The organism is Haloferax prahovense, assembly GCF_000723845.1.
GTDB classification, from domain to species: domain Archaea; phylum Halobacteriota; class Halobacteria; order Halobacteriales; family Haloferacaceae; genus Haloferax; species Haloferax prahovense.
Genome location: NZ_LK053000.1, coordinates 643,440 through 658,674, shown reverse-complemented (window position 1 = coordinate 658,674; position 15,235 = coordinate 643,440). Strand labels below are relative to the sequence as shown.

The window sequence follows — 15,235 nt, the reverse complement described above, 5'->3', positions numbered from 1 at the left end:
CCGGCGAAAAATTACGAGGTCCGAAACTCGATTGCGAATTTCGAAAATGTTGCCGAACGCCGCTGTCGCGCCCGGGGAAGGCTTTTGACGGGTATCCGAGTACCGGCTACGCATGCCCGCGGTATTCACGACGCCGCCGCCGCTCGACTCCGGGAGCCGGGTCGCGGTCGTCGCGCCGTCGCGCCCCATCGACGAATCACACTTGGACCGCGCGTGCGCGCGTCTCCGCGACGTGTTCTCGCTCGACCCCGTCGTCTTCGAGTCCGCCCGCCGCGACTGGGAGTGGCTCCGGGACAACCCGGCGGCGCGCGCGGAGGACGTGATGGAGGCCTTCGAGGACCCGTCGATACGCGGCGTCATCGCCGTCACCGGCGGCGACGACCAGCTTCGAATCCTCCCGCACCTCGACCCGGCGCGGCTGACCGCGTCGCCGACGCGCTTCTTCGGCTTCAGCGACAACGACAATCTCCGGCTGTTCCTCTGGACCCACGGCGTCGTGAGCTACGGCGCGACGCTCCACCCCACGCTCACCGTCGACCCCGAGCTACACCCGTACGTCGAGCGATACCTCCGCCGGGCGTTCTTCGAGCGCTCCATCGGCGTCGTCGAACCCGCGCCGGAGTGGACCGACGACTGGTTCGACTTCGACACCGAAGACCCGCGCGAGTGGCACGACAACCCGGGTCGGACGTGGCGGGGCGACGAACGCGTGACCGGGCGACTCTGGGGTGGCAACTTCAGCGTCCTGAAGTGGCATCTCCAGACCGACCGCTACCTCCCAGACCCCGAGGAACTCGACGGGGCGGTGCTCGCGCTCGAAACCTCGGAGGACGTGCCGCTCCCCCGGGAGGTCCGGTACACCCTGCGGTCGATGGGCGAACGCGGCCTGTTAGCGCGGTTCGACGGGCTCGTGATGGGTCGGCCGCGGACGTACTCGCCCGGACTTGAGTGGGAACCGCCGGCCGACTACGGCGCGCAACTCCGCGCGGAGGTGCTGTCGGTCCTCGACGCGTACAACCCCGACGCGACGGCGGTGTTCGACGTGGAGTTCGGCCACGCCGACCCGACGGTTCCGCTTCCGCTCGGCGCGAAGGCGACCCTCGACCCGACGGTGGAGCGACTTCGAGTCGACTGAAAAGCGGGCGCTCGGCCCGCACGCTACATGTACGGTTCGGGGTCGAGGTCGCGCTGGGCGCGGTACTGGTCGACGAACTCGCTCACGTCGAACTGGAGCATCTTCGACTCGAACTCAGAGACGACTTCGTCGTCGTCGGCGTGGCTGACGGCGTGTTCCATGAGTTCCACGACGAGTTCGACGATTATCTCGTGGAGCCGTCGAGAGTCGAAGTCGGTCACCCAGACGATGCCCGCGCCGAGTTCGCCGTCCTCGGACACGTCTTCGGAGACGACGGCCTCGGGGAACTCCTCGAGGACGATGCCCATGAGGTGGGCCGTCCCGAACTCGGGCATGTCGTCGCTCGTGGTCTCGATGGTCTCCTGGAGAATTTCGACGAGGAACTCCGGGAGAAATCGGTCGGGCGGGTGGACGTCCATGACGACGGCGTGGCTGTCCCCGCACGGACAGTCGAACTCCCGTTTGCCCAAGTCGAGTTCCCGGACGCGCTTCGTCTCGCCGCAGGGGAGGTCCAAGACGGCCCCGCGGCCGCCGGGAACGCTCGGTTCAGACATACCCGTGGGTTGCGGTTCTCTCCGTTTAAACGTCGCGTTCTTCGGAATCGTCGCGAGAGAAAAACGAGACGCCGACCGTCAGTTGCGGTCGGTCAGTCCGTCGTACTGTCGCAAAAAACGGCGGTGACCCGGGCCGAAACGCCCGGCGGCGTCCCCTCAGCGGCGGCCCGAGACGTAGACGATGGGGCCGACAATGAGGAGCGCAATCCCGAGGAACAGGTAGTGAGCCTTGCCCAGCGACACCGGGGTCAGAAGGAAGATGAGCCCGAACACCGTGGTGTTGATACCGAGGATCTGCCGGGACTTCAGCGGCAGCGTTCCAACCGTCGACAGGATGAACACGAGCAACAGCGCCTGCCCGATGTTGTAGTCGAGCAGGAAGGTGTCTACGAGCTGAAGGGGAAGCATTCTTGTTTTCTCGGTCGGTTCGAATCGACTATCAAAGTTCCGTTATTCTCGTTGGAAACCGGCGGTCGGACCCCCCGATATTGGGGCGACCGGGCTGCCGGGGCGATTCCCCCGGGGTCTGCACCGCTGTCGGCACGGAGCGGCGTCCGGTGGTCGGCGCGCGCTACTCGGACGGGCCGGTGATGTCGAGCGGCCGAATCCACCCGTACCAGACGACGAAGACCATGCCCGCGTAGCCGAGGACGAACACGACCATTCCGAGGTCGTTGTAGCCCGCCTCGCCGAGGAAGCGGCGTGCCACGCCCGGGAGGACGATGCCGAGCGTCACGACGGCCGCGAGGAGGAGGTTCCCCCGCGATACCAACGACTGCTTCGTCTCGCTCATGTGCAGGGCTCGGGACCGAGACGACGTGAATCGCACGGTTCGGGAAGCGGCCCACGACGGAAGCTTTCGTCGCGCCATCGGTCTCCGCCGTCGGTGTTATCGTATCGTAATCGACCGCCTGCGAGCCCGCGTACCGAAAACATATACCGTCCCCCGACGCACCGCGGGCATGCACCTCCGTTCCCTCCCCGAGGAGCACCGCGAGACCTACCGCGAGTTCCTCAACTACGCCTTCCGCCCCGAGAACGGCCCCGATTGGTCGGACGAGCGACTTCCCGACCCGGAGAGCTACCACCCACGAGGGTTCTACGACGCGCCGCCCGACACGCCCGTCGAAGACCTCGACGCGGCCGACCTGCGGACGGTGTGTGCCTTCTACGACTTCACGGCTCGCGTCCGCGGCGAGTGGCACCCGCTGCCCGGTATCTCGGCGGTCGCGTCGCCGCCGCCGGCGCGCCGGCGGGGCCACGTCGGCGCGATGCTCGACGACCTCCTCGCGGAGTTCCGCGACACCGGTCGGTACCTCTCGGCGCTCTGGCCGTTCGAGTACGCCTTCTACCGCCGGTTCGGCTGGGCGACGGCGAACAACTACGCGAAGACGACGGTGCCGCCGGACGAACTCGCGGCGGTCGCCGCCGACCCGGCCGGGGAGTTCGTCCGCCTCGACGCCGACGACTGGGCGCGAGTCGAGGACGTGTACGCGGCCGCGGCGACCGAAGACCTCGCGGTGGACCGAAGCGAGGGCTGGATTCGCCACCGGCTGTTCCGCGGTTGGGACGGCGACCCGTTCGCCTACGGCTGGGAACGGGACGGCGACCTCCGCGGCTACGTCGTCTACGACGTGAGCGGCGACCGGGAGTCGCGGACGCTGTCCGTGGGCGAACTCGTCGCCGTCGACGCCGAGGCCCGCGCACAGCTGTTTCGGTTCCTGCGGGACCACGACTCGCAGGTCGACGAGGTCGTTCTCTCGTCGGAACGCGAATCGACCCGGCTCATCGACGGCCTGACCGACCCGCGGGCGGCGACAGTCGAAATCAAGCCCGGCCCGATGGTCCGCATCGTGGACGTACCGGCCGCCCTCGAAGCCGTCTCGTTCCCCGGTGACGCCGCCTGTGACCTCGTCCTCGCGGTCCGCGACGACCGCTGCGACTGGAACGAGGGGTCGTTCCGGGTCGCCGTCGGCGACGGCGCGGCGAGCGTCGAATCAGTCGGTGGCGACGCCGACCCGGACGCGACCGTCGAAATCGGGGCGCTCTCGCAACTCCTCGTCGGCGCGCGGAGCGTCGAGGCACTCGCCCGCACCGACCGCCTCTCGGTCGCCGGGGAGGAGACGGCCGGTGCCCTCGCCTCGGTGTTCACGGAGCGGGACCCGTACCTGCGCGAGGGGTTCTGAGCGAGCGGGTCGAGCCGAAATCAGCCGACGCAGCCAGTCGGGTCGGTTTTTTCCCACCGGCCGCCGAAGTGCGGGCGTGGCATCAGTTCCGGTTCTCGTCGCGTTCACAGCCGCCGGCGCGATTCTCGCGTGGAAGGGCGGCGGCATGCTCGTGCAGGCCTCGGACCGTTTGGGCGCGTACTACGGGCTCCCCGCCATCGTGCAGGGAGCCATCATCGCCGCCGTGGGGTCGAGTTTTCCCGAGCTATCGAGCATCGTCATCGCCACGGTCCGGTACCAGTCGTTCGACATCGGCGTCGGCGCGGTCGTCGGGTCGGCCGTCTACAACATCCTTATCATCCCGTCCGTGTCGGCGATGGTCGGCAAGGGCGGACGGCTCGCTTCGAACCGCGACCTCGTCTACAAGGAAGCGCAGTTCTACCTGCTTTCTATCGCCGTTCTCGTGCTCACCTTCTCGCTCGCGGTCATCTACCGACCCGTCACCGACACCGCGAGCCTCGACGGGTTCGTGAGTCCCGCGCTCGCGCTCATCCCGCTGGCGCTGTACGGCCTGTACCTGTTCATGCAGTACCACGACACGCTGGAGCACCGCGCCGGACTCACCGCCGTCGTCAACGACGTGAACCCGAGACGCGAGTGGGTCGCCCTCGTGGCGTCGCTCGCGGTCATTCTCCTCGGGGCCGAACTACTCGTCCGCGCGGCCGTCGGCCTCGGCGACGTCTTCGGCACGTCGCCGTTCCTCTGGGGGCTGACGGTCGTCGCCGCCGGCACGAGCCTCCCCGACACGTTCGTCAGCGTCTCGGCCGCCCGGCAGGGCAACGCGCCGATGAGCCTCGCCAACGTCTTCGGGAGCAACGTGTTCGCGCTCCTCGTCGCGCTCCCGGTCGGCATCCTCGTCGCAGGGGGCGCGGTCATCGCCTTCGAGGAGGTCGTTCCGATGATGAGCTTCCTCACGGGCGCGTCGGTCGTCTTCTTCGCCGTCCTCCGGACCGAGATGGCGCTGACGCGCGGCGAGTCGTACCTCCTCCTCGGAACCTACGCGCTGTTCATCGCGTGGCTGGTCGCAGAAAGCCTCGGCGTGACGAGGTTCCTCGCCTGAGAGGTCGCCCGGCGGCGAGCGGGGTCGCTGCGGCCGCCTCTCTCAGTCCGGCGGTTCGACCCAGACCGGACCCACCCACGCGGTCCCGGGAAACTCGCAGTCCCGCGGGACCTGGGTGACTCGGAGATAGTACGCGTCGGCCGCCGAGCGCCGGTCGTCGTCCCAGACCGTCCCCTCGACCGGGTCGCCGTCGGTCCACGAGACAGACGTCGTGTACGCCGAAAGCGGCGCGTCGGGGTCCGAGGTAATCGCCTGCGACCGCCACGTCTCGCCGTTTTTGACGATTTCGACGCGTTCGAGCGGGGCGGTCCCCGCGACCTCGACTTCGACCTCGCGGGGTTCGTCGCGGGTGTCGAGGCGGAGCGAACTGTCGTTCTCGCCGGGTTCGACGCCGCCGACTGAGAGGGACGCGAGGATGCGGTGCGGCTGGGTCGTCCCGTAGACGCGGCGACTCCGGAGGCTCTCGAACACCGCCTCGCGGGTGAGTTCGGGCGCTCGGAACGCCGAGAGACCGCCTGGATAGCTCCGCTCGTTCCAGACGCGCCAGATGCTCGACCAGCCGACGCCGTCTTCGACCCACTCGCGAACGGAGGGGAGGTGCGGGTCGGCGTGGATGAGCGAGTGGCCGGGGTGCGGGCCGTGGTAGTCTGCGCCCGCGACGAGGCCGACCCGGTAGCCCATCGACAGCGCGTCGCGGACGAAGTGGCCCGGCTCGTCGGTCTCGCCGCGACCCATCGCCAGTGGAAACGGGTTCCCCTCGTCGCCCGGCAGTTCGCCGGACCCCCACTGCGAGTACACCTCGACGAGCGGCGCGAGTTCGTCGTCGTACTCGACAGCCGAGAAGTCGAAGGGATACATGCGCTCCGTCGGGTGGTGCGGAATCGTCACGACCCGCGAGTCGCGGGTCGACTCGAACTCGCGGAGGCGGCTCCAAAGCTTCTCGTAGGTGTCCGTCGTCCCGCCGCGGGAGTCGAGAAGGACGGCGTCGTCGGCGTCCTCGAAGTAGACGTTGACGTGGCCGCCGCAGTTGGGTTGTTTCGTCCACTCGTAGCCGACGAGCGTCACGAACTCGTCGGGGTCGTAGAACCGGTCGGCGACGCGGCGCGACCGGTCGAAGTACCACCCGTGCATGAGGGCGCGCTGGAGCGACGGCGGGATGAAAAACCCCATCGTGTCGTGGTCGGTGTAGGCGACGACGTCGAGGGCCATCGCGTCGCGCCCGAACCGATACCCCTTCTTCAGGCTCCCCGTCCCGTCCGAGAGCCGCGAGTGCAGGTGAATATCGCCCCAGTAGACGCGCTCGTCGGGGGAGTCGGTGGAGACGGAAACAGGGTTCGAGACGTACCGCTCATCGAACCCGGGGCGCGAGAAGGTCAGGTAGTGGACGCCGGGCGTCTCGAAGGAGACGGCGTCGGCGAGCCTGACGTAGCCCTCGTCGTTGCCGGCGAGGGAGACGCGGTCTGGATACGTCGCAGTATCGTCGGTCGCAGACACCCGCAGGTCGCCGTCGTACGCGCCGTGAAGCCGTTCGTACTCGTCCCACACCTGTACCGTGAGGTCGAGGGACTCGCCGACCGCGACGGTCGATGGCAGGACCGCGTGGACGCGGTCGAGCGACCCGGTTCGACTGCGCAACAGGTCGCGGACTGACGGCCGCCGCTCGGCGAAGACGCGCACCGTCTCCGCGAACTTCCCGAGGGTTCCGGTGGGTTCGGCGTCGAACACGCGAGAGACTACGGACGCGTCGCTAAAGAAGGACGAGGCCGACGGGCGCGACGGCGAACCCGTTCGCGGGTACTATCGCTCAGAAAACGGAAAACGGACTCGCCGCAAACAGGGCAAGTTGCGGCGAGCGGGGTTGATGATGACCGCACGCGCGGTCAGGGGTCGAGGGTGGTCCGAATCCTGTCAGTCGCCGGGCGTGTTACCGCGCTGGTACCGTCCGACCATCTTCCACATCGCCGCGTCGAGGTCCTCGCCGTCGGCGGCGGACTCAATCTGGCGGTACAGGTGTTCGGAGACGTCGATGGTTGGCATCACCAACACGTATGGCGTGTACGGGTTTAATACTACTGGGATACAGAACTGAGTAAATTTGTTCGGATGGGTCGCTCGTCGAACCACGAAATCGAGAGACAGCGCAGTCCCTCGAACGAACGAGACGGTGATAGTCGAGAGAAACTCGGATTCGAAGACCTGACGGAAGTTCGAGTAGTCGGCTACTGCCGCGCCTGGCGGAGCGACGCGCCGTCGAAGCGCTTCAACGCGAGCTCGCCCGCCTCCAGCGGGTCGACGGGCGTGTCGTGTTCGTCGTCCATGTGTTCCATCACGAGAACGCCGACGCCCTCGCGGGAGTCGGCCGTGGAGGTGTGGCCGCACCCGTACAGACAGGTGAGTTCGTATTCCATGTTATTCGGTACCACAATCTATTGCGTGATATAGCTTTCTCAGAATTCGTCCGTTCGACCAGCTATGTGCTGATAAATGCGGACAAATCTGTGTGAATTGGTGCATATTTGTGAGAGATACTCGGGGATTTGAGTCAGACATTAGTAGTTCTCTGTGTCGGGACAGTCGTGCTCGGTCGGGGCGGTCGAGTGTTCGCCGCTGATTCGTCCCGACGACACGAACGATAGACCGAGCGTTCTCTCGGTCGGTAGTATCCGCAGAAGTTGGGTGGCCGGGGAGTTTGAGCCCCTAACTCGCATCGGCAACGAATCGTTGCCAACGGGAGTGGGCCAACGCGGGTACTCCAAAGTGGACTTTTTCCTGAGGGCTAGCTACGGTGTAGGAGGTAGCGAACATCTCAGATCTCCTCCGGAATAAACTCACGACGACGACGCATCCGGTCACGCGCGTTCGCCTTGTCGTAATGCTTCTCCAGAACCTCCTCAGAAACATCTCCGCGTTCGCTCACAACCTCGCGCGGCGTCCCCGCATCACGGAACGCCGTGATCGAACCCTTCCGAATCGCGTGCGGACCCATGCTCGAGGGGCAGCCGGACGCCTGAGAGATATCCGCGTTCTCGCACGTCGAAGGATCGCGGTCGTGCGGACAACCCTCGCCGATCACACACGGGCGCGTCCATCTGTACGCCCACTGCTGAATCGTCCCGAGAGACGCCCGTCCCAACGTCGTAGTAAACAGCGGGAAACGGCCGTGGTCATCCTGCACCGAGTGCCGATTCGCCCGGATGTAATCCTCGATGACGCGCGCGACATCCGGCTGAATCGAAACATCGCGTTCGCCCTTGTACCCGTTCTTCAGACGAGTTTCAGTCTCCGGACGGTGGACGAACGACAGCGCATTCTCGTCCTTATCGAAATCCTTCAGATCGAGCGCGTGGAGATCACCACGACGCGCGGACGTACGCCAGAACAGGAGGATAGCAACGTGGTGGGGCGTCGCGTACTCGAAGCGGTTCATGTACTCGAGAATCGCCTTCGCCCGACCGGAATCGAGGAACTCCTCATCCACGTCCTCGCCCGGCTCGATCTTCGGCAGGCGAATCCGCTCGGAGAGCGATTCAGGCACCGCGTCGATATCGCTCAGGTGATCGAGGAACCGGCGAAGCGTCGAGATCTGTCCCTGCATCGTGACCGCGTTGCAGGGTTCGTTCTCACCGTTGTCCTCGCGCTTGTAGACCTGGTACGCGTGAACCGTCCGAAGGTCCACGTCGTTCATGTTGTGAATCCCCTGAGAATCGAGCCAGTCGATGAACGATTGCAGCCGCGCCCGGTGGCTCTGGAGCGTCGTCGGACGAACATCGTACCGTCTCGCATCGAGGTAGTAGGACAGTCCCGCCTCGGGCGTGATTGGATCGAGATCGTCGCTCATTCTGCCACCTCCAGCTGCTCGAGGTCGTCGTCACAGTTACTCTGGAGTACGACTTCCTCGCGGGAAAGTCGCTCACCGCTCACCTTATCGCGGAGTTGATGGAACCGGCCGTCAACGTCCTGAGTGGACGCGCACCGCTGGCACCAGAAGTGGTCTTCCGCCGCTTCCCACGTTCGGTGTTCTCGCGGACACACGAACTGCCATCGGTCCGTCCGGTTCTCATCGCAAATGACCTGCGTAGTCGTCATCACAGTTGGGCGGCCACCCGTTTTGTAATAATACGCCCGCTCGTACGGGGAGTGAAAGTGAAAGTGAACGAATTGGACGGACGTGCCCCCGAAATCGGCCGTTTCTGTGAGTGAAACTAAACGGTTCTCTGGTGGCTGTGCGTGCGCTCGTGCGCGGGGTTCAAGAGCCCGCGGAAGTGAGTCGAACATGGCTTTCGTGGTCTGGTCACGGAAGCCCGCGCGGACCTGCTGTCTCTAGCAGCGAGGTCCGCTTCTGCGAAACCTATCGGAGATCGATAGGTCTGCGAATGCTTCCGTATGGTCTCATACAAGTCACTAAGTATAAATCTATCTTAACGAACGGAAATCTGTATATTTACGAACGTCAGTTTACATTACTGAGTCGGTGGTGATTTACGTCGGTTGAGTGATTTTCATTCAATGCGTCCTCGAGTGGAATGGATGAAGTATCCCGGTGATGACCGGATCTTAGAGCTTCTTAGTGAATCTGGCCTGATTCTATCTCCCTCGGTCATAGCCGCAAATCTAGATTACACTCGACAGCATGTCTCTTCAAGAATGGGACCGCTGGAGGAACATGGATTAATTGAAAAATCAGGTACAGGCAAAGGACATTACAAGATCACCGAGAAGGGGCAACGATACTTGGATTCAGAGTTAAATAAATCCGACTTAAGTAACGAATAGCATGGGTTCAGAGGACCAAAGCTATATCCAGACTTCCGTCAACGAATTTCTGACACCCGCAGTACAGGGCCTAATATTTGGAACATTCGTCTTCATCAGCCTAGTCTTCTTTGGGATTCTTTATGGTATTTTAGTTACACAGTTCGATTTACCGTTACCTGTAGAAATCGAGATTAGAGATCCCTACGGAGGGGGCAGGTACTTTTTGATCGGTTTCTCGATAACCTTGGCATACGTGGTACTCGTTGAGTATTCTACTAACTTTCGTGAGTTCGCTACCAAGGGCCCAAACTGGCTTTGGAATCTCATTACGTTCGAAGATCTGGACGAGTTATCGATTCCCGAGGAAAAAGAATTCCAAAAGATGCAACAACAGTATTCGAAAGTTCTGTTAAATCATGTCCCTCTTATCCTTATTTCCATAACAATACCAATCGCCATCTCTCAGACCTACTTGCGCCAAGTCAATCTCCAAATTGTTGGTGCGATATATCTGGTATTTGGGATAATAATGGGTGCAAGCGAGTCGGCCTTTCTAAAACAGTCTATTGAATCAACGACTGAGAAGAGCATGTATAAAAAAGCATATCGGACTGTTGCTGCTCAAATCGAAGTTCTATTCCTGTTTACAGCTGCAGTATTTCAAGCATCAAGTGCCATTGGCTTATCAACGAACAAATTGATCGGAACTGCAATTCTCTTTGTATTTGGTGTTCTAGTTTTCGCTGTACCTCTCTTTGTCAAAGAACATTACCTCAATTAGTGGTCTGATCTCTATTATTGATAAGTAGATGTATGCACTGGGGGGTGTTTTGTGTGGATCTCGAGTGAACAAGCGTCGATTCTTCTTATACTCTGGATGACCACGATCGCGGGTCAAGCTGGTTACCTAGCGGATCGATTCAATCTATGCACGGTGACTGCTATCGATACCAACGAAGGTGCATACATCGAGGATGCGGTATACATTCACGCCTGACCCCGGGGAGTCGCAGCTGAAGAAGGGTCTGCAGAGGATTAACCGCGTGACCTTGTCGTGATCTCAGTCAGAACGAAAGGGCTGGCGCTGCACGCTTAGGTTCGTTCACTTCGATTGCGAACTCACTCACCTCAAGCGGATCGACTGGCATGTTATGTGCATCATCCATGTGTTCCGTGACGAGCGTGCCGACATCCTCAGGGGACTCCCCCCGGATCGTCGTACCACACTCGCAGAGGCAACTCATTTTGAAGGGCATAGACACTATCACAGAGTCTATTTTGGTATATGTGTTGCTATATACACTCCGAGGTTTCTAAAATTCATGCTAAATCACCTTCGTCCGGGTGCGAATCTGGAGAATGCGTTTCTGTATCCGGTACGTGATCCGCGACGTGGTTTGAGAGATTCAACAAACCCCGACGCGTCTATTTGACGAGTCCCTGCAGCAGCTCGGTCTCGTGGAGCGGCTGGATTGGGCCGTCCTCCGGCACCGGCCGAACGACGTAGACGCCTTTGCCGAGTCGTTGGACGTGCATACTCTGTTCTTCGCGTTCGTCTTCATCGGCAACGATGACGCCGTCGAGGACGAGATCGTCACGGTCGAGTGCAACAAGCGGGGTGCCGTCGTGGTTTCGGAGCTTTCGGAATACCATTGCTGACACCTCACCGGCCACCCAACCCTACTTAGTTCTATCTCCTAAGTCACCAATCACGAATACAGGCCGTGGTCGGTGTAACTCGTCAAATTACTAGACAGCGTACACTTCGAGAAACGACCACCACCACACACCCCCCTGGCGGCGTATAATTACTTACAGTATGGTTCGATTTGGCGGGGTTCCGGTGGTGGTCGGTCCCCGGTGATGACTCGATCTCGGTTGTGGGGGTGCTCGAGGACCTGCGAGATCGGTGTGGGTCACAGACATCTCTTCTGTACTCCGTACAATAAAAGAACAAATGCAGACTGATTACTACCTGAATGTTGTTCACTAGAGGTACTTTTTGAGTGATTTGAGCTCACTTCGTAGCCGTGTCATCTGTCGCCCAATTTCACGGAGTTCACTTGCAGTATCGTGACTTCCATATTGAGCCATCCCTTCCTCGGTATATTTTGTATAAAATCTAGAATAGACTTCGTGTTCTGTGTCGAGAATATCACAACAAGTTCCAGTCATGGATATATGACTGACATCCGCCAAATCTTTTTCATCAATTTGGTCAACTGACTCAAACAGTCGTGGGTCTTCAAAATTCTCGCTATTCCCTAGTGTAGAAGTGGTCGGATCCTCAACATTATCCAGACCAACGCTCACAGCGATACTTTCGCTAGGAGATATTACTGGTAGAGGTGTATTAATTTCATCTTGTACACTCTCCCCAGCTGTCTCACCGCTGATCGCTTTAATAGTTACGTCAACGTCTTTTGCTGGTCCGTTTCCTACGTTTTCAACCATTATTGAGTATGCACTACGAGTTACCTCCTCTAAACTCACTCTAAGAAGTGGTTTTGCTTGCTGCTCACGAGCTAAGCGCTGTTCGTGGAGTGTATTTCGCGTAGCAATCAGAGATAATGTTGTTGCAAGAACAAGGCCCGAGGTAACGATAATGGAGGCAAAACCAGAACTATACCACCCTTGGAACGCACCGTAAAGCCCTCCACCAATTCCTAAAGTGACAACGAGGAGAATCAAGAAATTCTGAAAAGATCGAAATTTAGTCACTATGTCTTTTTCGTACTTATTTCTGATAATTCTTTGCCATGAGGTGGCCACGAGAGCGTCCTATCTCGGCCAATTTGGAGATTTTTTCTCGCGGGCAAGCCGCGCCGAGTAGGCGCGGCGACCCCTGCTTCAAGTGTTTCATCTGAAGCCACCGAAGGTGGCTGAAGTAATCTGTAGGTGTGGCTCTTTAGCCACACATCTAACGGAGAATTCGGGGGCACCCCCGAATTCGAAGTGCCCGCGGTCGCGGTCGCTATCCGATCGAATCGATATCCGAGAAAATTCGCCCGCTACTCCCCTGAAAACGCTGCAAAAGAAGCCGCTTTCTCACCAGAAGGATAGTGTCGCCACTCAGCAGTCGTGCGCTATCTGGCGAGTTTGACCACGTTCGAACCGAAGAGACTCTTCAGTTCGTGGAGCTGGAAGACGACCCGCTTCGACGTATCGAGCGCGGTCGCCTCGATCTCGAACTCGCGGGCGAACTCCACCTGCGGATTGCCGGTCACCCGCGACCAGGCGTTGACGCCCGACCGGATGAGCCGCCGGATCTCCGAGCGCGACTTCTGCGGAGCCATCTCGAGGCGCTCGCGGTACTCGCCGTCCTTTCGGTTCCGAACCCAATGGCGGAGCCAATGGGACCACGGATCGTCGCTCTCGCCGTAGGTGTCCGCGCGGATGATGTCGGCCGCGGCCTCCTCGAGAGTACATTCGACGGTGCGCTTGGCCGACTCGATGTGTTCGACGATCCCGTTGGCGATGTGCTTCGAAGCCAATTCGACGTGACCGTACTCGTGGATCACCAGCTCACCGAGTCGCTTCAGCGCGCTGTAGACCGTGCTGATGTCCTTCCCGATCCGATCCGCAAGATCGGCAGGCGAGACGTTCCCGCCGTCGGTCACCAGCTCGTCAACGAGCGCCACGTCGGTCTCGTTCATGTTCCCCGCGACCGCGAACTTCCGAATCTCGTCGTCCTGTTGTTGAGCGATTCGGGGAAGCTGGTTCTCGATGACCTTGACCATCCGCGCTTCGCCGTCAGCTTCGAAGTAGTCGTCCGCGACGTACTTCTGGTGGTCCGGCGTCGTCGGGAGATCCGACCAGTTCAGGACGTTCAGGAGCGCTTCATCAAGCTCGCGGTAGAGCCGGTCCACGTCGTTGAATCGAAGCGTGTCGTCGTACAGCGAGTTCTGATAGGAGACCCCGATCTTCGGGTTCTCGAGGACGGTCCCTTCGACCGCGTCGGGGTTCCGGACGTGGTAGTGTTTGAACTCCTTCGGCAGCTCGTGGCCACCGACGACTTCGGCCGCGCGCATCGCGCAGATCGTCGCCGTGTGGTAGTACCCGCGGCACTTCCGGTCGTCACGGACGCTCTTCGCGTAGCCGCGCCGCTCGCGGCCGAGAACCATCGACAGCCGGTGAAGCGTCCCGTCGATTGCGAAGACGCCGCCCGTCTCCCCCTTCTTGCCGCGCACGTACAGCTCGGCGTCAGTGATGTTCGAGGACTTGTGGATATTCTCCGGGCTGCAGGTCTCTGGACGGATTTCAGTAAACGAACTCCAGCCGAATTCGGTCTGCCGCTCGCGAAGTTCATCGAGCGCCTGGTAGAGAAGCGTCGGGTAGTCGGTGAACTCGAAATAGCTCCCTCGAGTCTCCACGTCAACACCGAGAATGCCGTGCGGGTTCGGGATGGTCTGGCCGCTCTTCGATTCGACACCCGGCCACCGCGGGCGGACCCGGAAGTACGCACGCTTCCGGTTATCGGCCTTCGCTTCACCGAAGCTCTGGTACGCGCCGGGATAGATGTGGATCGTGAACTCCGGCACGTCCTCGAGCCGCCAGTCGTACCGACCGAGATCGGCGTCGTCGTCAGGAACAGCGAGACCGGGGTTATCCGCGTAGCCGAACTCGATGTTCCACTCGTCTCCGTCGTAGTCGAAACCAGTCCGAAGCCGACCGTACTCTTCGAAATCGTGCATCTTGTAGAGCGAGACGAGACCGAAGTACGCGGAGAGAGCGTCATCCCACTTCAGGTACGCGGAGAACTCGTGTTCTTGGGGCAGGAGGTACTTCCGGAGAGCCGAGAGACCCTGCGTGGTGTCCTGCCCGCGCATCGTCCGCGCGCGAGCCCCACGCTTCAGTTTCCGCTCGTGTTCCTGTGCTTCTGAACAGGCGTAGAAGTGGTCCTCGCGAACGTCTTTTCGGATATGGGTGCCGCCACAGAAGCGACACTCGCCAGTCGGCTCCAGGTCGCAGTTCCATTCGTGTTCGAGCGCGGCTTCCTCTGTCTCGAAAGTTCCCTGGCAGTACCGGCAGGCGGTGACGTACTCCGGAAGTTCGAAACTGGTGTCGTCCGCTTCATCTTCGACCGTCGATCCGGGCTCGTAGCCGTTGTCAACTGAAGACGAGACCGAATCCTCATCATCAGCCGTGACCGCGGCCGCGTCCTCGAGGACGGAGAACTCCGCGACGATCTCCCCGGAACTATCGTCGCTCACCGTCGAGCACCACCGGAAAGTCGCGCGGGGATCTCCACATCCTGCGCCAGCTGCCCGGTCGCGAGGCTCGTCGAGTCGTACCCGCAACGACCGCAGACGACAGTCGTCGGAACCGGGCCGCGCGACCATCGATGATTACCGGGCTCGCAGGGACCAATCTCCGCGCGCTCACGGAGTTCTGCGAGGAGAACGGAGCGATGGTCCACGTCGGCACGAGAGCGCCACGAGACGACCCAGACGGGCCGACGTTCGACTGTCTCGACTAACGTGGTGAGAACCTCGCGAGCGCCGCC

General features: G+C 61.2%; 17 protein-coding genes. 6 read left to right on the top strand and 11 right to left on the bottom strand.

Features of this window, described 5'->3' with window-relative positions:
- The first annotated feature begins 112 nt into the window (after positions 1–112).
- Positions 113–1,135 (top strand): S66 family peptidase, encoded by a 1,023-nt coding sequence (locus tag BN984_RS03100; RefSeq protein ID WP_049967643.1) that lies wholly within the window; start codon positions 113–115, stop codon positions 1,133–1,135.
- Positions 1,136–1,158: 23 nt separating this feature from the next.
- Here BN984_RS03100 and BN984_RS03095 read toward each other — a convergent pair whose 3' ends face one another.
- The 3 genes from BN984_RS03095 to BN984_RS03085 all read right to left on the bottom strand — a co-directional run bounded on the left by BN984_RS03095 (position 1,159) and on the right by BN984_RS03085 (position 2,482).
- Positions 1,159–1,689, bottom strand: coding sequence for a DUF5815 family protein (locus BN984_RS03095; RefSeq protein ID WP_008095664.1), 531 nt, complete (start codon positions 1,687–1,689; stop codon positions 1,159–1,161).
- A 156-nt stretch (positions 1,690–1,845) separates the two neighbouring features.
- Positions 1,846–2,097, bottom strand: a complete 252-nt coding sequence (locus BN984_RS03090) for a hypothetical protein (RefSeq protein WP_008095666.1) — start codon at positions 2,095–2,097, stop codon at positions 1,846–1,848.
- 163 nt (positions 2,098–2,260) lie between these two features.
- On the bottom strand, positions 2,261–2,482 hold the full coding sequence (locus tag BN984_RS03085) for a hypothetical protein (protein ID WP_008095667.1): 222 nt from the start codon (positions 2,480–2,482) through the stop codon (positions 2,261–2,263).
- A 169-nt stretch (positions 2,483–2,651) separates the two neighbouring features.
- On the opposite strand from BN984_RS03085, the gene BN984_RS03080 reads away from it, so the two are divergent.
- Both BN984_RS03080 and BN984_RS03075 read left to right on the top strand, forming a co-directional pair.
- Complete coding sequence (locus tag BN984_RS03080) at positions 2,652–3,875, top strand: GNAT family N-acetyltransferase (protein WP_049967642.1); 1,224 nt, start codon at positions 2,652–2,654, stop codon at positions 3,873–3,875.
- A gap of 76 nt (positions 3,876–3,951) precedes the next feature.
- Positions 3,952–4,974: a sodium:calcium antiporter gene (locus BN984_RS03075; protein WP_008095672.1), complete on the top strand. Its 1,023-nt coding sequence runs from the start codon at positions 3,952–3,954 to the stop codon at positions 4,972–4,974.
- Positions 4,975–5,016: 42 nt separating this feature from the next.
- Here BN984_RS03075 and BN984_RS03070 read toward each other — a convergent pair whose 3' ends face one another.
- The 4 genes from BN984_RS03070 to BN984_RS03060 all read right to left on the bottom strand — a co-directional run bounded on the left by BN984_RS03070 (position 5,017) and on the right by BN984_RS03060 (position 8,812).
- The gene (locus BN984_RS03070) at positions 5,017–6,699 is read right to left on the bottom strand and encodes a DUF3604 domain-containing protein (protein ID WP_049967641.1); all 1,683 of its coding nucleotides are present in this window, start codon (positions 6,697–6,699) and stop codon (positions 5,017–5,019) included.
- A gap of 183 nt (positions 6,700–6,882) precedes the next feature.
- Complete coding sequence (locus BN984_RS20045; RefSeq protein WP_004042243.1) at positions 6,883–7,011, bottom strand: hypothetical protein; 129 nt, start codon at positions 7,009–7,011, stop codon at positions 6,883–6,885.
- 182 nt (positions 7,012–7,193) lie between these two features.
- Positions 7,194–7,382 (bottom strand): hypothetical protein, encoded by a 189-nt coding sequence (locus tag BN984_RS03065; RefSeq protein ID WP_004975400.1) that lies wholly within the window; start codon positions 7,380–7,382, stop codon positions 7,194–7,196.
- Between the two features lie 398 nt (positions 7,383–7,780).
- Positions 7,781–8,812 (bottom strand): tyrosine-type recombinase/integrase, encoded by a 1,032-nt coding sequence (locus BN984_RS03060; RefSeq protein ID WP_049967640.1) that lies wholly within the window; start codon positions 8,810–8,812, stop codon positions 7,781–7,783.
- Positions 8,813–9,480: 668 nt separating this feature from the next.
- Between BN984_RS03060 and BN984_RS18995 the strand changes: the two genes are divergently transcribed.
- Positions 9,481–9,747: a winged helix-turn-helix domain-containing protein gene (locus BN984_RS18995; RefSeq protein WP_081909174.1), complete on the top strand. Its 267-nt coding sequence runs from the start codon at positions 9,481–9,483 to the stop codon at positions 9,745–9,747.
- A 1-nt stretch (position 9,748) separates the two neighbouring features.
- Positions 9,749–10,510: a hypothetical protein gene (locus BN984_RS03050; protein ID WP_049967637.1), complete on the top strand. Its 762-nt coding sequence runs from the start codon at positions 9,749–9,751 to the stop codon at positions 10,508–10,510.
- Between the two features lie 283 nt (positions 10,511–10,793).
- Here the strand turns inward: BN984_RS03050 and BN984_RS03045 are convergent, their stop codons facing one another.
- From BN984_RS03045 to BN984_RS03035, 4 genes are all read right to left on the bottom strand, one after another.
- Positions 10,794–10,973 carry a DUF1059 domain-containing protein gene (locus tag BN984_RS03045; RefSeq protein WP_244877474.1) on the bottom strand — a complete coding sequence of 60 codons (180 nt, stop codon included), beginning with the start codon at positions 10,971–10,973 and terminating at the stop codon, positions 10,794–10,796.
- 181 nt (positions 10,974–11,154) lie between these two features.
- A complete protein-coding gene (locus tag BN984_RS03040) occupies positions 11,155–11,382 on the bottom strand; it encodes a hypothetical protein (protein ID WP_049967636.1) in 228 nt (75 codons plus the stop codon).
- 336 nt (positions 11,383–11,718) lie between these two features.
- Positions 11,719–12,450, bottom strand: a complete 732-nt coding sequence (locus BN984_RS19325; protein WP_156037875.1) for a hypothetical protein — start codon at positions 12,448–12,450, stop codon at positions 11,719–11,721.
- A gap of 365 nt (positions 12,451–12,815) precedes the next feature.
- On the bottom strand, positions 12,816–14,942 hold the full coding sequence (locus tag BN984_RS03035; RefSeq protein WP_049967635.1) for a DUF7845 domain-containing protein: 2,127 nt from the start codon (positions 14,940–14,942) through the stop codon (positions 12,816–12,818).
- 131 nt (positions 14,943–15,073) lie between these two features.
- Here BN984_RS03035 and BN984_RS20040 point away from each other — a divergent pair, with 131 nt between their 5' ends.
- Positions 15,074–15,208, top strand: a complete 135-nt coding sequence (locus BN984_RS20040; protein ID WP_280512963.1) for a hypothetical protein — start codon at positions 15,074–15,076, stop codon at positions 15,206–15,208.
- Positions 15,209–15,235: the final 27 nt, after the last annotated feature.